Origin of the sequence: Sodalis sp. RH20, assembly GCF_047324205.1 — a bacterium.
Taxonomy (GTDB): Bacteria; Pseudomonadota; Gammaproteobacteria; order Enterobacterales; family Enterobacteriaceae; genus Acerihabitans.
The window spans coordinates 4,130,750-4,147,910 of the sequence record NZ_CP178733.1; the positions used below are offsets into that span (position 1 = coordinate 4,130,750).

A 17,161-nucleotide genomic window follows, 5' to 3' on the forward strand; every position below is an offset into this window, starting at 1 on the left:
GCCGGCGATAACACCGGGGCGACGCGGCCGCGGCCGTTGGTTTTAAACCCGGGATCCGTTACCCTTAGCCGGGTCGGCATCTTTTGCCGCGCAACAGGGCACTTATGACACCACTTATCTATTTGCAGGGTTACCCGGAGCACCTCCTCGCCCAGGTGCGCACGCTTATCGCGGAGCAGCGGCTGGCGGCGGTGCTGGCGCAGCGCTATCCCGCCGCGCATGAGATCGCCAGCGACAAGGCGCTGTACGCATATACGCTGGAGCTGAAAAACCGCTACCTGCGCAATGCGGCCCCGATCAATAAAGTCGCCTGGGACAGTAAAATCCACGTGCTGAAGAATGCGCTGGGTTTGCACACCGCGGTATCGCGCGTGCAGGGCGGCAGACTGAAAGCCAAGGCGGAGATCCGCATCGCCACGGTATTCAAAACCGCGCCGGCGGATTTCCTGCGCATGATCGTGGTGCATGAGCTGGCCCACCTGAAAGAGAAAGAGCATGACAAGGCGTTCTATCAGCTTTGCTGCCATATGGAGCCGCGCTATCACCAGTTGGAATTCGATACCCGCCTGTGGCTGACGCAGCTCGCGCTGCAAGGCAAGCCGGATTGACGCCGGCGCCAGGATTAGCCGACGGCGCGCGCGGGCTATGCTATGCTCGCTTATCCTTGTGTGAACAGATAACCCCATGAAAAACAGTGATACTTATGCCCCAGACCGGTTGATTGCCCCTGGCGGGCGCGTATTGGGCTGGCGGGACCTTTTTTCCTTATGGTTCTCTTTAGGCCTGGGGCTGGCGGTGTTGCAGGCCGGCGCCCTTCTTACGCCGGGCCTGGGCATGCTGGGCGCCCTGTCCGCCATCGCCATCGGATCGCTGGCCGGCTGCGTGCTGCTGGCGCTGTCAGGCGTTATCGGTTATGACACCGGGCGATCGTCCATGGCGGGCATGGCCTTCAGCCTGGGTAATACCGGCGCGTCGGTACCCGCGCTGCTCAACTTTTTGCAGTTGGTCGGCTGGGGCGCGTTTGAAATTGTGATGATGCGTGACGCGGCCAGCCTGCTGGCGACGCGCGCCCTGGGTGGCGGCAGTCCGTGGGCGAATCCCATTCTGTGGACCTGGCTGTTCGGCCTGTGCGCCACGGCGCTGGCGTTGTCGGGGCCGCTGGCGTTTATCCGGGTGGTGCTGCGGCGCTTCGGCATCTGGCTGTTGATTATTGCCTGCGGCTGGCTGAGCTGGTCGTTATGGCGGCGGGCGGATATGGGCGCGCTGGCCGCCAGCCCCGGCGACGGCACGCTGCCGTTTGCGGCGGGCTGCGATATCGTGATTTCAATGGCCTTATCCTGGCTGCCGCTGGTGGGGGATTACACCCGTTTCGGCAAAAGCGCCCGGCAAACCTTTTTCGGCACCCTGGCCGGCTATCTGTGCGGCAGTCTGTGGATCATGGCCCTGGGCGGCGCCTATGCCCTGGCGTTCGTCAGCAATAACGATACCAGCGCGCTGCTGGTGGCGTTATCGGGCGCCGCCATGGGCATTCCCCTTTTGCTTATCCTTATCGATGAAAATGAAAACGCCTTTGCCGATATCCATTCTGCGGCGCTGTCGTCGGCGCTGCTGGTGCCGCTGCGGGTGAAACCGCTGACCCTGGTTATCGGCCTGGCCTGTACGCTGATAGCCTGGCGGGTGCCGCTGTCGCAGTATGAAAACTTTCTGCTGCTGATCGGGTCGGTGTTCGCGCCCCTGTTCGGCGTGGTGCTGGTGGAGCATTTCCTGGTGCGCCGCCGCCATGACCTGGCCCCGGGCGCCGCCTTGTCATGGCGGGCCTTCCTGGCCTGGGTCTGCGGCATCGCGGTCTACCAGGCCATGTCGCACTGGTTGCCGCAGGTGGGCGCCACCCTGCCGGCGCTGCTTATCTCGGGGCTGCTGCATTGTGCGTTGTCCCGCCGTCCCCGTCAGGTTTAACAGGAAAGCCATGCTTTTATACCGCGTTATCTCATTTTCACCTGTTGCCCAGGTCGCCGACAGGATCGGCGGCCAAGCGGGAAACCGCCCGGCGGCGGCATTATCGCGCGCCTGCCGCCCCTGGGCGGGCATCGCCCTGCTGCTGGCGCTGGCCGGCTGCGGCAGCCAGCAGCGCCAGCCCGCCAAGCCGCAGCCGGCGGACGTCCAGGCGCATATCATCCGGTTACTGCCGGCCAATACCGCCGATCGCGCGGGCTGGGCCAAGGATATCTATACGGCGTTCGCCGTTCGCAATATCGACCCCAATAGCGAGAATATCTGCTCGGTACTGGCGGTAGCCCAGCAGGAATCAGGGCTGCAGGCCGACGCGCCGGTAGCGGGCCTGGGCAAGATAGCCTGGGATGAAATCGACCGCCGCGCCGCGCAGGCGCATATCCCGGCGATCGTGGTCCATGCGGCGCTGCATATCAATTCGCCCAACGGCAAGACCTATAGCGAACGCCTGGACAACGTGCGCAATGAAAAGGAACTGAGCGGCATTTTCGAGGACTTTATCGGCATGGTGCCGATGGGGCAAAAACTGTTCGGCAACCTGAACCCGGTCCATACCGGCGGGCCGATGCAGGTCAGCATCGCCTTCGCCGCCGAACACGCCGACGGCTATCCCTACCCCATCGAGGGCTCGATCCGCCACGAAGTGTTCAGCCGGCGCGGCGGCATGTATTTCGGCATTGTGCATTTACTCGGCTACCCTACCCATTATCCCCGGCAGATCTTCCGCTTCGCCGATTTCAACGCCGGCTGGTATGCCAGCCGCAACGCCGCGTTCCAGAATGCCGTCAATCGCCTCTCCGGCAAGCAGCTGGCGCTTGACGGCGATCTGGTTAACTATGGGTCGGATGCGGCGAGCGCCACGGAACTGGCCGTACGGGCGATCGGCAAGCGTCTGGATATCGGCGACGCGGCCATCCGCCGGGCGCTGGAAAAGGGCGAACGTTTGGATTTTGAAGAAACGGATCTTTACCGGCGCGTGTTTGCCCTGGCCGATAAAACCCAGGGCCAGCCGTTGCCGCGCGCCATACTGCCGGGCATTACCCTGGAAAGCCCGAAAATAACCCGCAAGCTGACCACCGCCTGGTTCGCCAAACGGGTTGATGAACGGCGCCTGGCCTGCCTGGCCCGCGACCGGGCCGGCTGAGGCGTTGGCCTGCGTATGCTGTACCTGAAACCAATGCCGCCGGGTTATCACATTTCATAGCGATCGTTAAAAAAACATTGACGGGCCGGATGCCGCGCCCTAAGTTGATGGCGGGCAGAATCAACGGCCCGCTGTCTATCCTGATGTCCGATAACGATGAGAAGACGAAAAATGGCTAATCCGGCACAACATGACCTGACCTACTACCAGGCTTCGATCCCGGTATTTATCCGGGCACTGAACAATCTGTCCGCGCTGCTGCATAAAGCGGTCGCTTACGCCGCCGAGCAGGGCATCGACGAATCCCAACTGGTCAACGCCCGCCTGGCCCCCGATATGTTCAGCCTGGCCCGGCAGGTGCAGTCGTCCAGCGACGCGGCAAAATCCTGCGCGGCGCGCCTGTCCGGCGGCGACATTCCCAGTTTTCCCGATACCGAGACCACCTTTGAGCAGTTGCAGGAGCGTATCGCCAAAACCATCACCTACCTCAACAGCCTGTCCCAGGATCAGTTTGCCCATAGCGGCGAAAGGCCCATCGTGATGAATATGCGCGGTACGGCGAAAACCTTCACCGGCTATGATTATTTATTCCGCCTGGCGTTGCCGAACCTGTTTTTCCATATCACCACGGCCTATGACATCCTGCGTAACCAGGGCCTGGCTATAGGTAAAAGCGATTATCTGGGTTCATTTGAATAAGTGATTTGACAAGCGATGAGCACGCGAACGCGGCGGATAAACAGGGAGGTTAACGGCGGGAGAAACTATTAAGACGCCGCGCTGACGGCGCAATAATAGCGAATAAAAAAGAACGGAAGGCCGGTTAAACGGCGCTTCCGTTCTTTTTATATTATTCATAAATAACCGCGGTGCCGTGCAGGTTATTCTGACCGGTGGTCGAGGTGATCTGGAACGACTTGGCGCCGGACTGGGCGGCTTTATCGGCCAGCTGGCTTTCCAGCGAGGACAGGTTGCTGCCGCCGGTGGCGGAAATCACCCCGACCTGGCGCTGGTTGGCCGGCGCTGAATTAACCAGGTCGGCGGCGAAGCTACCGAAGGAAATAGCGCTCAGGGCGATGGCGGCAACGGCATATTTTACGTTTTTCATGATAGCGACTCTCTGTATTCAAATGACATTATCATTATCCGCGGGTAAGCGCATAATTAACGATTGTGGGTTTGTTATTTATCTGCGGCGCGGGGGATAGGCCCCGCGGCCGGCCACACTTATTGATAAATCACCGCGGTGCCGTGCAGGTTATTCTGGCCGGTAGTCGAGGTGATCTGGAACGACTTGGCGCCGGACTGCGCGGCTTTATCGGCCAGTTGGCTTTCCAGCGAGGACAGGTTGCTGCCGCCGGTGGCGGAAATCACCCCGACCTGCTGTTGGTCGGCCGGTGCGGCGTTAACCAGGTCGGCGGCGAAGCTACCGAAAGAAACAACGCTCAGGGCGATGGCGGCAACGGCATATTTTACGTTTTTCATGATGTGTACTCTCTAAAGTTAGTCAGGATTCAGTTGGCGACGTTAATTTATTAACGTTCGATAACTAAATACTATCCTCCCGCGGCGCGGCACGCAACTTCTTTTTATTATCGATCGTTAATTTAATAGTTAAGCAACTGATAATAATACGATTAAAGTTGAAAATTTTTTGTCTTTATCCCCTTTACGACCCCCTTGGCAATGCGTCACCTCCCTGCGTTGCCACGTGGTGCTTGTAATTTTCTTAATGATCGTTAATTATATACTGATACATCACCATCATTAAGAGAGGATTTTATGGACACACATCTGACTGCGTGTGTCAAAACCGCCAAAGGACCGGGCCGGCCAAAACAGTTCAGCCGGGAGTGCGCCCTGGATAAAGCGCTGGAACTGTTCTGGCGCCATGGCTATGAAGCCACCTCCATGTCCGATCTGGTGGCGGCCACCGGCGCCAAGGCGCCGACGCTTTATAGCGCGTTCGGTAATAAGGAGGGGCTGTTTCGCGCCGCCGCCGAACGTTATATCGCGCTGTACGCCGAGCGGGGTAAAAACCTGCTGGCCGATGCGGGCCGCCCGCTGGATGAGGTACTGAGGGATTACCTGCGCGACGCCGCAGCGATGTTTACCAATGAGACGCTGCCGCCGGGCTGCTTTTTAATCTGCACCTCTGCGGCGCTGTCTTCGTCCTCGCACAACGTGGCGCTGATGCTGCGCGCCCGCCATCACCGGCAGGAGGATATGCTGCTGGCATTTTTCCGCCAGCGCCAGACGACGGGAGAGCTGGCGGCGGATATTGACGCGGCAGGCCTGGCCAAGAATCTGGTCTGCGCGCTGCACGGCATGTCGGTACAGGCGCGCGAAGGCGCCAGCCGGGATGATCTGCTCGCCATCGCGGCCACCTGGATGGCGGTTTGGCCGGCGCTGACCGTACCCAAGCCTGACGCGGGAATGAGGGGCAAGGAGAGTAAAGCGTAGCGCCTTAGCCTTTCGGCAGGCTCAGGCGGCGTTCGACGGCGCTGGCGAGCACTTGCAGCAGGATCACCAGCACCACATAAAACGCGGCGGCCAGCAGGTAGGCCTGAAGATTAAGGAACGTGGCCGACGCCACCATCTGGGCATTGCGCATCAGCTCGGTAACGCCGATAACCGACGCCAGCGACGTTCCCTTAAGCACGATGATAAACTCATTACACAACGGCGGAAACGCCACCCGCAGCGCCTGCGGCAGGATAATGCGCCGCATGGCCTGCGGATAGGTCATGCCAATGGAGCGGGCGGCCTCCATCTGCTCGCTGTGAATCGAGGTAATGCTGGCGCGAATGCTTTCCGCGGTATAGGCGCCGGCGTTAACCGCAAACGCCAGGGTCGCCGCCAGCAGCCGGTTATCCAGCGGGCTGAGCAGGCTTATCAGCAGCGGGCTGCCGGCCTGGCTGGCCCAGGCCGGCAAGCCGAAATACACCAGATACAGCAATACCAGCGGCGGCACGCCGCGAAAAACAGTGACATACGCCAGACAAAACAGCCGCACCGGCATCCGCCGGGATAAACGCCCGAGCGCCACCAGCAAACCGATGACCAGGGCGCCCGCCATAGCGAAGACGGTTAAAGAAAGACCGACCAGCACGCCCTGCAAATACAGCGGCGAATAGGCCGCCACAAATTCCATCATAACCCGCGCCATCCTGTATCAAGATTAAATATTGCCGTCGCCGGCGCGCTTATTTTGCCTCGCTGGCCGTCAGGAACGCCCGGATACGCTCGTTGGGCGGCTCGGCAAAAAACTGCCGGGCCGGCAGGTCGGCCACCACGCGTCCCTGCTCCATAAACACGATGCGATCGGCCACATCGCGGGCAAAGCGCAGCTCGTGGGTGACCATCAGCATGGTACGCCCCTCCTCGCTGAGGCGGCGCATCACCGCCAGCACCTCGCCCACCAGTTCCGGGTCCAGCGCCGAGGTCACCTCGTCAAACAGCAGCACGTCCGGTTCCATACACAGGGCGCGCGCAATGCCGACCCGCTGCTGCTGGCCGCCGGAAAGCCGGGCCGGGTAGGCATGGGCCTTATCCGCCAGTCCCACGGACGCAAGCGTCGCGGTCGCGCGCGCCACCGCCTCGCGATGGGATTGTCCCAGCACCCGCGTCGGTCCCTCAATCAGGTTTTCCAGCACGCTCAGGTGCGGAAACAGCGCAAACCGCTGAAACACCATGCCGGTTTTACGGCGCATCCGGCTGATATTGGCGTCGCTATCCTCCACCCGCCGGTTGCCCAGCTGCCGGTAGCCGATTTGCTCGCCGCGCAGGGTCACGCTGCCGCTGTCGTAGGTATTTAAAAAATTGACGCAGCGCAGCAGTGTGGTCTTGCCGGCCCCGCTGGGGCCAATCACCGCCACGGTTTCCCCGCGCGCGATCTCAAGATTGACATCGGTCAGGACAGGCACGCCGTTAAACGACTTGCAGAGCTGGCTAATCCGCAGGATCGGCGGCTCTGGCGCCACCGACGGCGTTTCCGTCATTTCCGGCATCTGTTGACCTCATGGGTAACGTTGGCAGTACAATCAGTGTGGCACATTCAGGGTATTGCCGAACCACTTGGTGGCGATGGCGGCCAGGGTGCCGTCCGACTTCATTTTATCAATGGCGGCGTTAACCTGCGCCAGCCCGTCGGTATCCTGCTTGCGCAGCGCCACGCCGTTCAGCTTCACATCGTCGGTGAGCGGCTTCGGCACCACTTTCAGCTTGCCGGCATACTGGCTGGCGGCAATATAGGTACCATTAACGCTTTCCACCGCCACCACGTCGATGCGCCCGAGCATCAGATCATTATAGGCGTCCACCACGGTGTTATAGGTGGCCGGCGTTACCCCCTTCATGCCCTGCAGCGCGGTGGCGGCGGCGGTGTTGACCATCACCCCGACCTTAAGCCCCGGCAAGTCGGCGGCGGTCGCCTGCGGATGCTGGCTGTCGGCGCGCACCACCGCGACAATCGTTTGCGTCATGATCGGCTGGGAAAACGCCACGACTTTCTTGCGCTCGTCGCTTATTACCAGATTGGTGATGGCGTCTATTTTTCCGCCCTGGAGCGCCGGGATAATACCGTCCCACGCCATGCCCTCATAGGACACCGGCACCCCCATATGCTGGCCGAGGGCGGCGGCGAAATCGGCGTCGAAACCGATAAGCTTGCCCGACGGGTCGACGAAGGATATCGGCCGGTAGCTGGGATCGGCGCCAACGCGCAGCTGGGTCAGGCCCTGCGCCTGGGCCGACAGGGCGGCGACGGTCAGGCTGGCGGCCAGTACAATCAGCGCCGCGCCGTGCTTAGCAGAAAATCTCATAGGGTGCTCCTTCGGGTGAATGGTTTCAGTCGGTGTGTGGGTGGATGCGAATCGATAAGGCGCGCGTGCCGGGCAGGACCTCGGCGATATCGCCGCGGCCGAGTACGGTCACGGCGTCGAACTGTTCAATCACCAGCGGGCCTGTGGCGCGCCAGTGGTCCGGCAGCGTGGCGCGCTGATAGACCGGGCAGGCGACGCATTCGGCCTCATCAAGCCAGATATCGCGTTGACCGGCCGGTTCGGCCGCCGTCGCGGGCGCAGCGCCGACCTCGCCGCCGCCCCCGCGCGGCCGGCTGATTTTCAGCCGCAGGTTGAGCAGCTCCACCGCCGCAGTGGCGGAGGCGTGGCCGTAGCGCAGCAGATGCTCGGCCAAAAACGCCGAGCGGCTGACGGCCAGGCCCGCCGCGTCCGGCGACGGCAGCGCCACGGTCAGCGCATGGGACTGGCCGCGATAGCGCAGGTCGGCCGACCAGGCGATGGCCAGGTCGCCGGCGCTAAACCCGTCTTCGGCGGCGCGGGCCAGCAGCGCGCCGAGCATCTCGTCGGTCAGTTCCGCCAGTGCGTGGGCATCGATGGCGGACAGCTCCCGCAGCCAGGTGCGCTGGGCGTCATAGGCGATATCCACCGACAAAATACCGTGGGCCGAAAACACGCCGGAAAAATACGGAATCAGCACGCGCGGAATCTCAAGCGCGCGCGCCACGTCGACGGCGTGCAGCGGGCCGGCGCCGCCGAAGGCGATAAGCGTCATGGCGCGCGGATCGTGACCGCGTTCCACCGACATGGCGCGGATGGCGCGCACGATATTGGCGGTGGTGATTTGCAATATGCCGTGCGCCGCCCGCTGCCAGCTGACGCCCAGGGGCGCGGCGATATGCCGTCCGATGGCGGCGACGGCCGCCTCCCGGTCGAGGGGGAATCCGCCGCCGAGCATGCTGTCGACCCCCAGGCGATTGAGCGCCACATGCGCGTCGGTGACGGTGGGCAGTTCGCCGCCGCGGCCGTAGCTCACCGGCCCCGGCGTCGAGCCGGCGCTGCGCGGCCCGACCTTCAGGGATCCGGCGCGGTCCAGATACGCTATCGAACCGCCGCCGGCGCCGATGGTTTCAATTTCCGCCGAGGCCACCGCCACCGGATAGCCGCCGATCGCCCGCTCGTCGGTCACCGGGATGGCGCCGTTGCGCAGCAGGGCGATATCCGAACTGGTGCCGCCGATATCCAGCGTCAGCGCTTCCCCCAGGCCATGGCGGGCGCAGAGATCCAGCGCGCCCACCGCCCCGCCGGCGGGGCCGGACATGGCGCATTTTATCGGGAAACGGCGGGCTTCGGCAAAGGTCAGGCAGCCGCCGGCCGATCCCATGATAAAGGCCCGGGCCGGTCCCTGGTCTTTCAGGGTTTGCAGGCCGGCTAAAAACTGCGCCATCACCGGCATGGTGGCGGCGTTCAGCACCGTGGTGGCGGTGCGTTCGTATTCGCGGAATACCGGCAACACGTCGGAGGACAACGAGACCGGCACCCCCAGCACCGCCAGCTTTTCCAGAATGCGCCGCTCATGGTCGGGATTGACGAAGGAAAACAGCAGGCTGACCGCCACCGCCTCCACTTTTTCCTCAAGCAGCTGTTCGATACAGCGGTCCAGCGCGGCCTCATCCAGGGGCAGCAGCACCTCGCCACGATGATCGAGGCGTTCCGGCACCTCCAGGCGCAAATGCCGGGGCGCCACCACCGGCGCGCGCCGGGCGTGCAAATCATAGGAGGACGGCCGGGTCATGCGGGCAATTTCCAGCACGTCGCGAAAGCCCGCCGTGGTCACCAGGGCGGTCTTGGCCAACGCGCCTTCCAGCAAGGCATTGGTCACCACGGTGGTGCCCACCACCGCGGCATCGATGTCGGCGGCGCCGGCATTCATCTGCCGCGCCAGCCCGTCCAGCGCCGCCAGGATGTCATTGCCCTGATCGCCCTTGCGGTGCAGGACTTTGGCGATGCGGGTTTCGCCGGTGGCGGGATGGGTCACCACCACGTCGATAAAGGTGCCGCCGACGTCAACGGCGGCCAGTAATCCGCTCATGCCTGAGCCTCCCTGATCTGGATATCGCCATAGCCGTACAGCCGGTCCTGCGCGCGCGCCGGCGCGGCGCGTTCGCACGGCGGGCCGTAGCCGCCGCCGCCCGCCGTTTCCACCCGGATGACCGTGCCCGCCACAGCGGAGAGTTCGCTAAAACCCGTGATGGACAACGGCGCGGCGTCCGGCCCGGTGACGGTAATGCGCGTCGGCGCGCCGCCGCCGCCGCCCAGCAGGCCGCCCGGCCCGTGCGTGGGCATGCTGACCTGGAAAGAGCAGCGCACCGGCGTCAGCACCTGGAATTCCCGGCGCAGGCCAAAGCCGCCGCGCTGGCGTCCGGCGCCTGCGGAACCCGGCACCAGTTCATAACGTAAAATACGCACCGGCAAACTCATTTCCAGCACTTCCACCGGCGTGTCGTGCAAATTGGCCACCGGCGGGATCATGCCGCTCTCGCCGTCGGCCACGTTGCTGGCGCCCGAACCGCCGCCCAGCGCCTCGCCATAGGCAAAAAGCCGGCCGGTCAGCGGGTTCGTGCCGCCGAAGGAAAACACCCCGCCGCCGCCGGTGCCGGCCAGCACCCGTTCCGGCGCAAAGGCGGACAGCGCGTCCATCAGCGCCTCAAAGGTATGATAGGACACCTGGGTGGCGGCGGAAATGGCCGCCGGGAAAACGGGGTTGAGAATGGAACCCGCGGGAATGGCGATCTCAAGGGCGCGGTACATGCCGGCGTTGGCCGGGATGCCCTGCGCCAGGGTGATGCGGATGGCCATGTAGACGCAGGCCAGCGTATTGGCCAGGCAGGAATTAAACGGGCTGTTGGTCTGCGGGCCGCTGCCGGAGAAATCAATCTTCAGGCGATCGCCCTGATGGGAAATCGCCACCCGCAGCGGGATCATCTCGCCGCCGAAATCCGCCGCCGCCGCGCCGTACCAAACCTCGTCGGGCAGCGCGGCGATACAGGCGCGGGTCGCCGCCTCCGACCGGCGGATAATCTCGGCCAGGGCGTAACGCAGCTGATCGGTATCATAGCGGCGCGCCAGTTCGTCAATGCGGCTCTGGGCGACGCGGATGGTGGCGATTTGCGCGCCGAGATCCGCCATGCGCTCGTCGGGCAGGCGCGAGTTGGCGGCGATAATGGTCAGGATATTGTTATCCACCAGGCCGGCGGCCGCCAGCTTCACCGGCGGGATGCGCAGGCCCTCATGGAAGATCTCGGTGGCGGTGGCGGGCATGCTGCGCGGCGTCAGGCCGCCCACGTCGGTATGGTGCGCCATGCTGGCGCCGAAGCCGACCATCCGGCCGCCGGCGAACAAGGGCCCCGCGACGATAAAATCCGGCAGGTGATTGGCGCCATAATACGGATCGTTGACCAGGAACACGTCTCCCGGCGCCATCTCCGCCGCCGGGAACGCCGCCAGGATATGGCGCAGCGCCCCCGCCATCACACCGAGATGGATGGGAATATGCTCCGCCTGCACGGCGATATCGCCGGCCACGTCATAGACGCTGCATGAGCAGTCGCGCCGCTCCTTGATATTCGGCGAGTGGCTGGAACGCACCAGCGACTCGGCCATTTCATCGCAGATGGAATGGAAGGCGTTGCGGACAAGCTCGATGGCTATCTGGTCCAGCGGCGCTGTTTGGTTCATCGCGGATCCCGTATCAGGAAAAGATTGTGTTCCGAGTTCTAACACAGTAAAAATAAGTTCAGCAACAAGAATAGGGTTCACATACATGAACGAAGTCAAAAGCGCGGTGCGCGTATTGGAAGTACTCGAACTGCTGGCGCAGGCGGAAAAACCGCTCGCCCTGAAAGAGGTGGTGGACGAGTTGGGCTACCCGAAAAGCAGCACCCATAACCTGCTGGCGACCCTGGTGGCGCGCGGCTATGCGGTGCGCGGCGAGGCGGATCGGTATACGCTGAGCGACACGTACCGCAACGGCCCGGGCTGGATCTGCGGGCCGGAGGCCAGGCTGATTGAACTGGCCGGGCCGGTGATGCGCGAACTGCGCGACGGCTGCGGCGAAACCATCATGCTCGGGGTGCTGAACCACGATTGCCGGCTGAAAACCCTGGAGCGTTGCAGCGGCACCCAACCGGTGCGTTACGAGTCGCCGCTGGGCAGTTGCCTGCCGTCTTATTGCACCGCCATGGGGCGCGCCCTGCTGGCCGCCCGGGACGACGGCCAGATCGAGCGTTACCTCGCCCATGAACGCATCGTGCAATACACCCGGCATACCCTGGTGGACCGCGATCTTATCCGCCAGCATATCGCCAAGGCCCGCCGGGACGGCTTCGCGGTCTCGGATCAGGAGATGGATATTGGCGGTTCGGGGGTGGCGGCGCCGGTGCTGAACGCCAAGGGGGAAACCGTGGCCGCGCTGAATGTGGCGGCCCTTTCCAGCCGTTTTGCCGAGCGGCGCGAGGATATTATCGCGGCGGTGAAACGCCATGCACTAGTATTGAGCAACCGGCTGGGCTGGCACTGAAGCAGGCCGGCCGGCGATGAAACACGTCCGCCGGCATTAGCGCCCGGCGGGCCGTAACGGCATCAGGCGGCAAGCGTCGCGCCGCCGTCGATGACGATATCCTGCAAGGTAATATGGCCGGCATGTTCCGAGGCCAGGAACAGCACCGCGTCGGCAATCTCGCGCGGCCGGGCGATTTTCCCCAGCGGAATGCCCAGCTTGAATTGCCCGGGAAACCCGGCAATGGTCCGCTGTTCCGCATCCGCGCTTTGCCACAGGCCGCGCTGCATCGGCGTATCGGTCGAGCCGGGCGACACCAGGTTGCAGCGCACCCCGAACGGCGCCATTTCCAGCCCGACGGTCATGCACAGGCTTCTCAGCGCCGCTTTCGAGGCGCAGTAGGCGGACATGCCCACGCGCGGCACGTGGGCGGCGTTGGAGGCGATGCTGACGATGACGCCTGCCCGCTGGCGGCGAAATACCGGCAGGGTATGGTGAAAAAGGTTAAACGCGCCGCCGGCGTTGACCGCCATGCAGTCTTGCCAGTCCTGGAGGTCCAGGCTATCGGTGGCCCCCGTGCGCAGGATGCCGGCGCCGTTGACCAGGACATCCAGCCGTGGGTTTTCCTCAAGCAGCGCCCCGCACACCCGTCCGACCTGGGGGGCATCGGTGATATCCAGCAATTGCGTGCGAAACGGGTAGCCGTCGCCGGCAAAGCGCCGGTCCAGTCCGACCACGTCGGCTCCGGCCTCGCTGAACGCCAGCGCGGTCTGGTAGCCGATGCCCTGGCCGGCGCCGGTCACCCAAACGCGCTTACCGCTGAAATCCAGGCTGATAGTCATACGTTATGCTCCGGCGCCAGTAATTGCCACCAGCCGTTAAGGGTCGGGTTCCGCGCCAGCGCGACAAAATCCAGCCCCGCGCGCGCCTGCCGCCAGCGGGTGGCCAGCGTCATGATGCGCACCGAATCCAGGCCGTAGTCGATCAGGTTGTCATCATCGCCCAAATCACCGCAGTCGTCGTCGAGCATCGGCAGGATCAGCGCGCGCAGGTGCGCCTTGCTGATGGGCGCCGGCAACAAATCGGCGGTCATCAGCACGCGCCCGCAGCGGCCGGCGGCATAACGCAGGGCCATCAGATGGTCGTCGCGGGTAAAATCGGCCAGGGCGTCCGCCACCAGCAACGGTTTGATATTGCGCATAAACGCATCGGCGGCGGTCATCAGGCAGCCGATATGCGCATAAACGCCGCAGATAATAAGCTGGTTGCGGCCGCGCTCGGCCAGCATATCCGCCAGCGGGGCGCGGTGAAAGGCGCTGTAACGCCATTTGACCAGGACCTGGTCATCGGCGTCGGGCGCGAGGGCGGCGATGACCGCCTGCTGTTCGGGATACTGGTTTAACCCCGGCCCCCACATATCGTTTAACAGCCCGCGATCTTCCTCGCTCTGCCGCGCCGGTTGGGCGGTATAAAACACCGGGATGCCCTGCGATTTACAGTAGCGGCGCAGGGCGGCGATATTCTCCACCAGCCGGCTGACCAGCGCGCTGTCCCCGCCCCAAAAGTTAAGGAAATAGTCCTGCATATCATGGATAAGCAGCGCCGCGCGCTGCGGCTCAAAGGCCCAGTTGACCTTATTGGCGGGCAGTTCCGCCGGAGTGGGCATGGCATAGGAAACCAGTTTCGGGATGGCCATTTATTTTTCTCCTGTGGCGGGGGTGGCGGTGGCGGCGTCGATCAGCAGGCGCAGTCGTTTTTTATCGACCTTGCCCACCGGCGTAAGGGGCAATGCGTCCACCCGTTCAAAACGGTCGGGCAGTTTAAATTCCGCCACCCCCAGCTGGCGCAAATGGCGGCGCAGCGCCACCGGTTTGATCTCCTGCGTAACGACAATATAGGCGCAGCTCTTTTCCCCCATCAGCGCATCGGTCATGGATACCAGGGCCGCATTCACCACGTGCGGATGGCGCAGCAACAGGTTCTCGACTTCTTCGGCGGCAATCTTTTCCCCGCCGCGGTTGATCTGATCTTTTTCGCGTCCCTGTACTTTCAGGTAGCCGTCGTCCGTCAGCTCGATTAAATCGCCGGAACAATAAAACCCGTCGGCGTCAAACGCCGCGGCGTTGTGCTCCGGGCTTTGGTAATAACCGCGAAACGTATAAGGCCCGCGCGTCATCAGGCGTCCCACGCGGCCCGGCGGCAGCGGATTGCCCTGCCCGTCGGCCACCCAGACTTCATCATCCGGCGATATCGGACGGCCCTGGGTGGTAAAGATATGTTCGTCGTCATCGTCCAGCCGGGTGTAGTTCACCAGCCCTTCGGCCATGCCGAACACCTGCTGCAGCCGGCAGCCCAGCTCCGCCGGAATGCGCGCGGCCAGGGCCTCGCCAAGCTTGGCGCCGCCGACCTGCAATAATTGCAGGCTGGCCAACTGCCCGCTGTCGCCCCATTGTTCCATCGCCTGCAGCCACAGCGTCACGGCGGGCGGCACCAGCCCGGTGACGGTGATCCGATGTTGCGCTATCAGCGGGAAACAGACGTTGGCGCTCGGATCGCTGGCCAGTACCACGCTGCCGCCGCCGTAAAACACGCCCAGCGCGCCCGGCGAGCTCAGCGGGTAGTTATGGGCCGCGGGCAGCGCGCACAGGTAGCGGGTATCCTCATCGAAACGGCAGATGTCCACGCTGGCGCGAATACTGTAGTAGTAGTCGTTATGGGTGCGCGGAATCAGCTTCGGCGTGCCGGTGCTGCCGCCGGACAGCTGGAAAAAGGCCACCTCGTCGGCGGGCGACGGGGCGGCGGTGAACGCGCCCGGCGCTTCGTCGAATAATGCCTGTAAACTTGTTTGCGGCGCGTCGTCGCCGCGCATCGCCACCACCCGCAGCGACGAATGCTGCCGCCGCAGTTCATCGATAAAGCCATTATCGCTGAACAGCCCATGCTGCCGGTCGGCAATCAGCAGCGCCGGCCTGATTTGCAGCGCATAGGCGGTAAGTTCGCTGCGCTGGTGGCTGAACAGGGCATTTACCGGCGCCACGCCGATTTTCAGCAGGGCGAACAGCACCAGGTAAAATTCCGCCACGTTGCCCAGCTGCACCAGCGCGGTATCCCCCGCCGCCAGCCCGCGCCGGGCAAGGGCCGCGGCCAGCCGGTCGGACAAGGTGTTGACATCCCGGTAGCTCAGGCGGCGCTCGCCGCAGGCCACCGCCAGCGCGCCGCTGTCTTTACGGCGGTCGATAATATCGGTCAGGGGTAAGTCCAGCCAGTATCCCCTGGCGCGGTAGCGGGCCGCGAACTCATCCGGCCAACGGTTAAATACAATGCTCATCATCTCTCCTGTTAATGCAATCCAAACGCGCTCAGCATGGTATCGAGCTTGACGCCGGTTTCGCGCCACTCCGCGTCGGGGAGGGAGGCGGGCACGATGCCGGCGCCGGCGAACAGCCGCACCTGGTTGCCCGCCACCCTGGCGCAGCGGATGGTTACCACCCATTCGCCATTGCCCTCCTCGTCGCACCAGCCCACCATGCCGCCGAACAGATCGCGGTCGAAGGGCTCCAGGGTCTGGATTAAGCGCCGCGCGCGATCGGTGGGGGCGCCGCACAGCGCGGGCGTGGGATGCAGCAGGCAGGCCAGCGCCAGGGCGTTGACGGCGGGGTCCGCCACCTCGCCGTCGATGGCGGTGGCCAGATGCCAAAGGGTGGGCGTATTGACCAGGCCGGGTACGGGCGGCACGTTTAAACCCGCGCTGTAGGGCGCCAGCACTTCGCGCATCTGGTCGATAACCAGCTGATGCTCATAGCGGTCCTTGACTGAATCCAGCAATTGGCGGCCGGCGGCGGCGTCACGGCCCGGCTCGGCGTCGCGCCGGGCGGAACCCGCCAGCGGCGTGGAGTAAAACCGGTTGCCGGTCTTGCGCAGCAGCAGCTCCGGGCTGGCGCCCAGCAGGGCGCCGTTGTCGAGGGGAACATGGAAATTGTAACTGGCGGGATTTTGGGCCGCGATGCGCCGCATCAGGGCCGCGGTATTCACCGGTTCCCGGGTGGTGATATCCAGCAGGCGCGCGAGCACCACTTTACTCAGCCGTTGCTGGCCGGTGGCCTCCACCGCCCGCGCCACCATGTGTTTAAAGTCGCGCTCCGGCGGTCGCTCGATTTTGCCGGTTACCTGCGGCAAGGGTTCGGCGGGCACATTCCGGCTTTGCAAAAACATCTCGCGATCGAACCCCTGGCTGCGCTGCGGGATAAACAGCGCCGCGGGCCGGTCGGCATCGAAGGGAATGGCGCCCACCACCAGCGGCCGTTCAATGCCGGCGTTTCTGGCGCGCCGGAAGGCGTGGCGCAGCTCCCGCTGAAACACGCCATCGGGCTGATCACCCCTGCCCGCGGGCGCGCTGATGGCGCAGAAACGACCCTGGGTAACGAAGCTGCGATAAGGCGACATGAAAAAAAATCCGTTTATAAGGGCATCCGCGTCGCCTGGTGTTGTCTGTCGAAACAATGAAAATTCCACGTGACGATCTCCGCTATTATCAAATGATAAACACAATAATAATAATTATCATTTGTATTGATAGCACATAAACTACGTCGTAGAATCTGCCGTGTCAATGAACGTAAACACTGCCTCACCCGCGCAAGGGTGGATTTG

General features: G+C 63.5%; 17 protein-coding genes. 6 read left to right on the top strand and 11 right to left on the bottom strand.

Annotated elements, in window-relative coordinates; all coding sequences use genetic code 11:
• Nucleotides 1-104 precede the first annotated feature (104 nt).
• From ACL2XM_RS18960 to ACL2XM_RS18975, 4 genes are all read left to right on the top strand, one after another.
• Complete coding sequence (locus ACL2XM_RS18960) at nt 105-608, top strand: YgjP-like metallopeptidase domain-containing protein (RefSeq protein WP_413721985.1); 504 nt, start codon at nt 105-107, stop codon at nt 606-608.
• 76 nt (nt 609-684) lie between these two features.
• On the top strand, nt 685-1,956 hold the full coding sequence (gene cytX, locus ACL2XM_RS18965; protein WP_413721984.1) for a putative hydroxymethylpyrimidine transporter CytX: 1,272 nt from the start codon (nt 685-687) through the stop codon (nt 1,954-1,956).
• 10 nt (nt 1,957-1,966) lie between these two features.
• Nucleotides 1,967-3,154: a DUF1615 domain-containing protein gene (locus tag ACL2XM_RS18970; protein WP_410012387.1), complete on the top strand. Its 1,188-nt coding sequence runs from the start codon at nt 1,967-1,969 to the stop codon at nt 3,152-3,154.
• Nucleotides 3,155-3,325: 171 nt separating this feature from the next.
• Nucleotides 3,326-3,853, top strand: a complete 528-nt coding sequence (locus ACL2XM_RS18975) for a DUF1993 family protein (protein WP_410012388.1) — start codon at nt 3,326-3,328, stop codon at nt 3,851-3,853.
• Between the two features lie 151 nt (nt 3,854-4,004).
• Here ACL2XM_RS18975 and bhsA (ACL2XM_RS18980) read toward each other — a convergent pair whose 3' ends face one another.
• Nucleotides 4,005-4,262, bottom strand: a complete 258-nt coding sequence (gene bhsA, locus ACL2XM_RS18980) for a multiple stress resistance protein BhsA (RefSeq protein WP_410012389.1) — start codon at nt 4,260-4,262, stop codon at nt 4,005-4,007.
• A gap of 119 nt (nt 4,263-4,381) precedes the next feature.
• Entirely contained in the window at nt 4,382-4,639 is a 258-nt protein-coding gene (gene bhsA / locus ACL2XM_RS18985; RefSeq protein WP_413721983.1) for a multiple stress resistance protein BhsA, read from the bottom strand.
• 297 nt (nt 4,640-4,936) lie between these two features.
• On the opposite strand from bhsA (ACL2XM_RS18985), the gene ACL2XM_RS18990 reads away from it, so the two are divergent.
• A complete protein-coding gene (locus ACL2XM_RS18990; protein WP_413731396.1) occupies nt 4,937-5,617 on the top strand; it encodes a TetR/AcrR family transcriptional regulator in 681 nt (226 codons plus the stop codon).
• 4 nt (nt 5,618-5,621) lie between these two features.
• Here ACL2XM_RS18990 and ACL2XM_RS18995 read toward each other — a convergent pair whose 3' ends face one another.
• From ACL2XM_RS18995 to ACL2XM_RS19015, 5 genes are read right to left on the bottom strand one after another with little or no spacing between them, the layout of a single operon-like run.
• The gene (locus tag ACL2XM_RS18995) at nt 5,622-6,311 is read right to left on the bottom strand and encodes an amino acid ABC transporter permease (protein ID WP_410012392.1); all 690 of its coding nucleotides are present in this window, start codon (nt 6,309-6,311) and stop codon (nt 5,622-5,624) included.
• A gap of 49 nt (nt 6,312-6,360) precedes the next feature.
• Nucleotides 6,361-7,155: an amino acid ABC transporter ATP-binding protein gene (locus ACL2XM_RS19000; RefSeq protein WP_413733238.1), complete on the bottom strand. Its 795-nt coding sequence runs from the start codon at nt 7,153-7,155 to the stop codon at nt 6,361-6,363.
• Between the two features lie 42 nt (nt 7,156-7,197).
• Nucleotides 7,198-7,977: a substrate-binding periplasmic protein gene (locus ACL2XM_RS19005; protein WP_410012393.1), complete on the bottom strand. Its 780-nt coding sequence runs from the start codon at nt 7,975-7,977 to the stop codon at nt 7,198-7,200.
• Between the two features lie 25 nt (nt 7,978-8,002).
• Nucleotides 8,003-10,045, bottom strand: a complete 2,043-nt coding sequence (locus ACL2XM_RS19010; protein WP_413721980.1) for a hydantoinase/oxoprolinase family protein — start codon at nt 10,043-10,045, stop codon at nt 8,003-8,005.
• The gene (locus tag ACL2XM_RS19015; RefSeq protein WP_413731398.1) at nt 10,042-11,691 is read right to left on the bottom strand and encodes a hydantoinase B/oxoprolinase family protein; all 1,650 of its coding nucleotides are present in this window, start codon (nt 11,689-11,691) and stop codon (nt 10,042-10,044) included. The genes ACL2XM_RS19010 and ACL2XM_RS19015 overlap by 4 nt, the downstream gene beginning before the upstream one ends.
• A gap of 85 nt (nt 11,692-11,776) precedes the next feature.
• On the opposite strand from ACL2XM_RS19015, the gene ACL2XM_RS19020 reads away from it, so the two are divergent.
• Nucleotides 11,777-12,532 carry an IclR family transcriptional regulator gene (locus ACL2XM_RS19020; protein WP_413727277.1) on the top strand — a complete coding sequence of 252 codons (756 nt, stop codon included), beginning with the start codon at nt 11,777-11,779 and terminating at the stop codon, nt 12,530-12,532.
• Between the two features lie 62 nt (nt 12,533-12,594).
• Here the strand turns inward: ACL2XM_RS19020 and dhbA are convergent, their stop codons facing one another.
• The 4 genes from dhbA to ACL2XM_RS19040 are packed head-to-tail and all read right to left on the bottom strand — an operon-like array spanning nt 12,595 to nt 17,023.
• Nucleotides 12,595-13,353 (bottom strand): 2,3-dihydro-2,3-dihydroxybenzoate dehydrogenase, encoded by a 759-nt coding sequence (dhbA, locus tag ACL2XM_RS19025; protein ID WP_413731399.1) that lies wholly within the window; start codon nt 13,351-13,353, stop codon nt 12,595-12,597.
• Nucleotides 13,350-14,207 (bottom strand): isochorismatase family protein, encoded by an 858-nt coding sequence (locus ACL2XM_RS19030; protein WP_410012399.1) that lies wholly within the window; start codon nt 14,205-14,207, stop codon nt 13,350-13,352. The genes dhbA and ACL2XM_RS19030 overlap by 4 nt, the downstream gene beginning before the upstream one ends.
• Nucleotides 14,208-15,839, bottom strand: a complete 1,632-nt coding sequence (locus ACL2XM_RS19035; RefSeq protein WP_413730977.1) for a (2,3-dihydroxybenzoyl)adenylate synthase — start codon at nt 15,837-15,839, stop codon at nt 14,208-14,210.
• An 11-nt stretch (nt 15,840-15,850) separates the two neighbouring features.
• Nucleotides 15,851-17,023, bottom strand: a complete 1,173-nt coding sequence (locus ACL2XM_RS19040; RefSeq protein ID WP_410012400.1) for an isochorismate synthase — start codon at nt 17,021-17,023, stop codon at nt 15,851-15,853.
• Between the last annotated feature and the right edge of the window lie 138 nt (nt 17,024-17,161).

Coding starts and splice junctions, on each gene's coding strand:
- ACL2XM_RS18960 (WP_413721985.1), top strand. CDS start 105: ATGACACCACTTATCTATTTGCAGGGTTACCCGGAGCACCTCCTCGCC.
- cytX (WP_413721984.1), top strand. CDS start 685: ATGAAAAACAGTGATACTTATGCCCCAGACCGGTTGATTGCCCCTGGC.
- ACL2XM_RS18970 (WP_410012387.1), top strand. CDS start 1,967: ATGCTTTTATACCGCGTTATCTCATTTTCACCTGTTGCCCAGGTCGCC.
- ACL2XM_RS18975 (WP_410012388.1), top strand. CDS start 3,326: ATGGCTAATCCGGCACAACATGACCTGACCTACTACCAGGCTTCGATC.
- bhsA (WP_410012389.1), bottom strand. CDS start 4,262: ATGAAAAACGTAAAATATGCCGTTGCCGCCATCGCCCTGAGCGCTATT.
- bhsA (WP_413721983.1), bottom strand. CDS start 4,639: ATGAAAAACGTAAAATATGCCGTTGCCGCCATCGCCCTGAGCGTTGTT.
- ACL2XM_RS18990 (WP_413731396.1), top strand. CDS start 4,937: ATGGACACACATCTGACTGCGTGTGTCAAAACCGCCAAAGGACCGGGC.
- ACL2XM_RS18995 (WP_410012392.1), bottom strand. CDS start 6,311: ATGATGGAATTTGTGGCGGCCTATTCGCCGCTGTATTTGCAGGGCGTG.
- ACL2XM_RS19000 (WP_413733238.1), bottom strand. CDS start 7,155: ATGACGGAAACGCCGTCGGTGGCGCCAGAGCCGCCGATCCTGCGGATT.
- ACL2XM_RS19005 (WP_410012393.1), bottom strand. CDS start 7,977: ATGAGATTTTCTGCTAAGCACGGCGCGGCGCTGATTGTACTGGCCGCC.
- ACL2XM_RS19010 (WP_413721980.1), bottom strand. CDS start 10,045: ATGAGCGGATTACTGGCCGCCGTTGACGTCGGCGGCACCTTTATCGAC.
- ACL2XM_RS19015 (WP_413731398.1), bottom strand. CDS start 11,691: ATGAACCAAACAGCGCCGCTGGACCAGATAGCCATCGAGCTTGTCCGC.
- ACL2XM_RS19020 (WP_413727277.1), top strand. CDS start 11,777: ATGAACGAAGTCAAAAGCGCGGTGCGCGTATTGGAAGTACTCGAACTG.
- dhbA (WP_413731399.1), bottom strand. CDS start 13,353: ATGACTATCAGCCTGGATTTCAGCGGTAAGCGCGTTTGGGTGACCGGC.
- ACL2XM_RS19030 (WP_410012399.1), bottom strand. CDS start 14,207: ATGGCCATCCCGAAACTGGTTTCCTATGCCATGCCCACTCCGGCGGAA.
- ACL2XM_RS19035 (WP_413730977.1), bottom strand. CDS start 15,839: ATGAGCATTGTATTTAACCGTTGGCCGGATGAGTTCGCGGCCCGCTAC.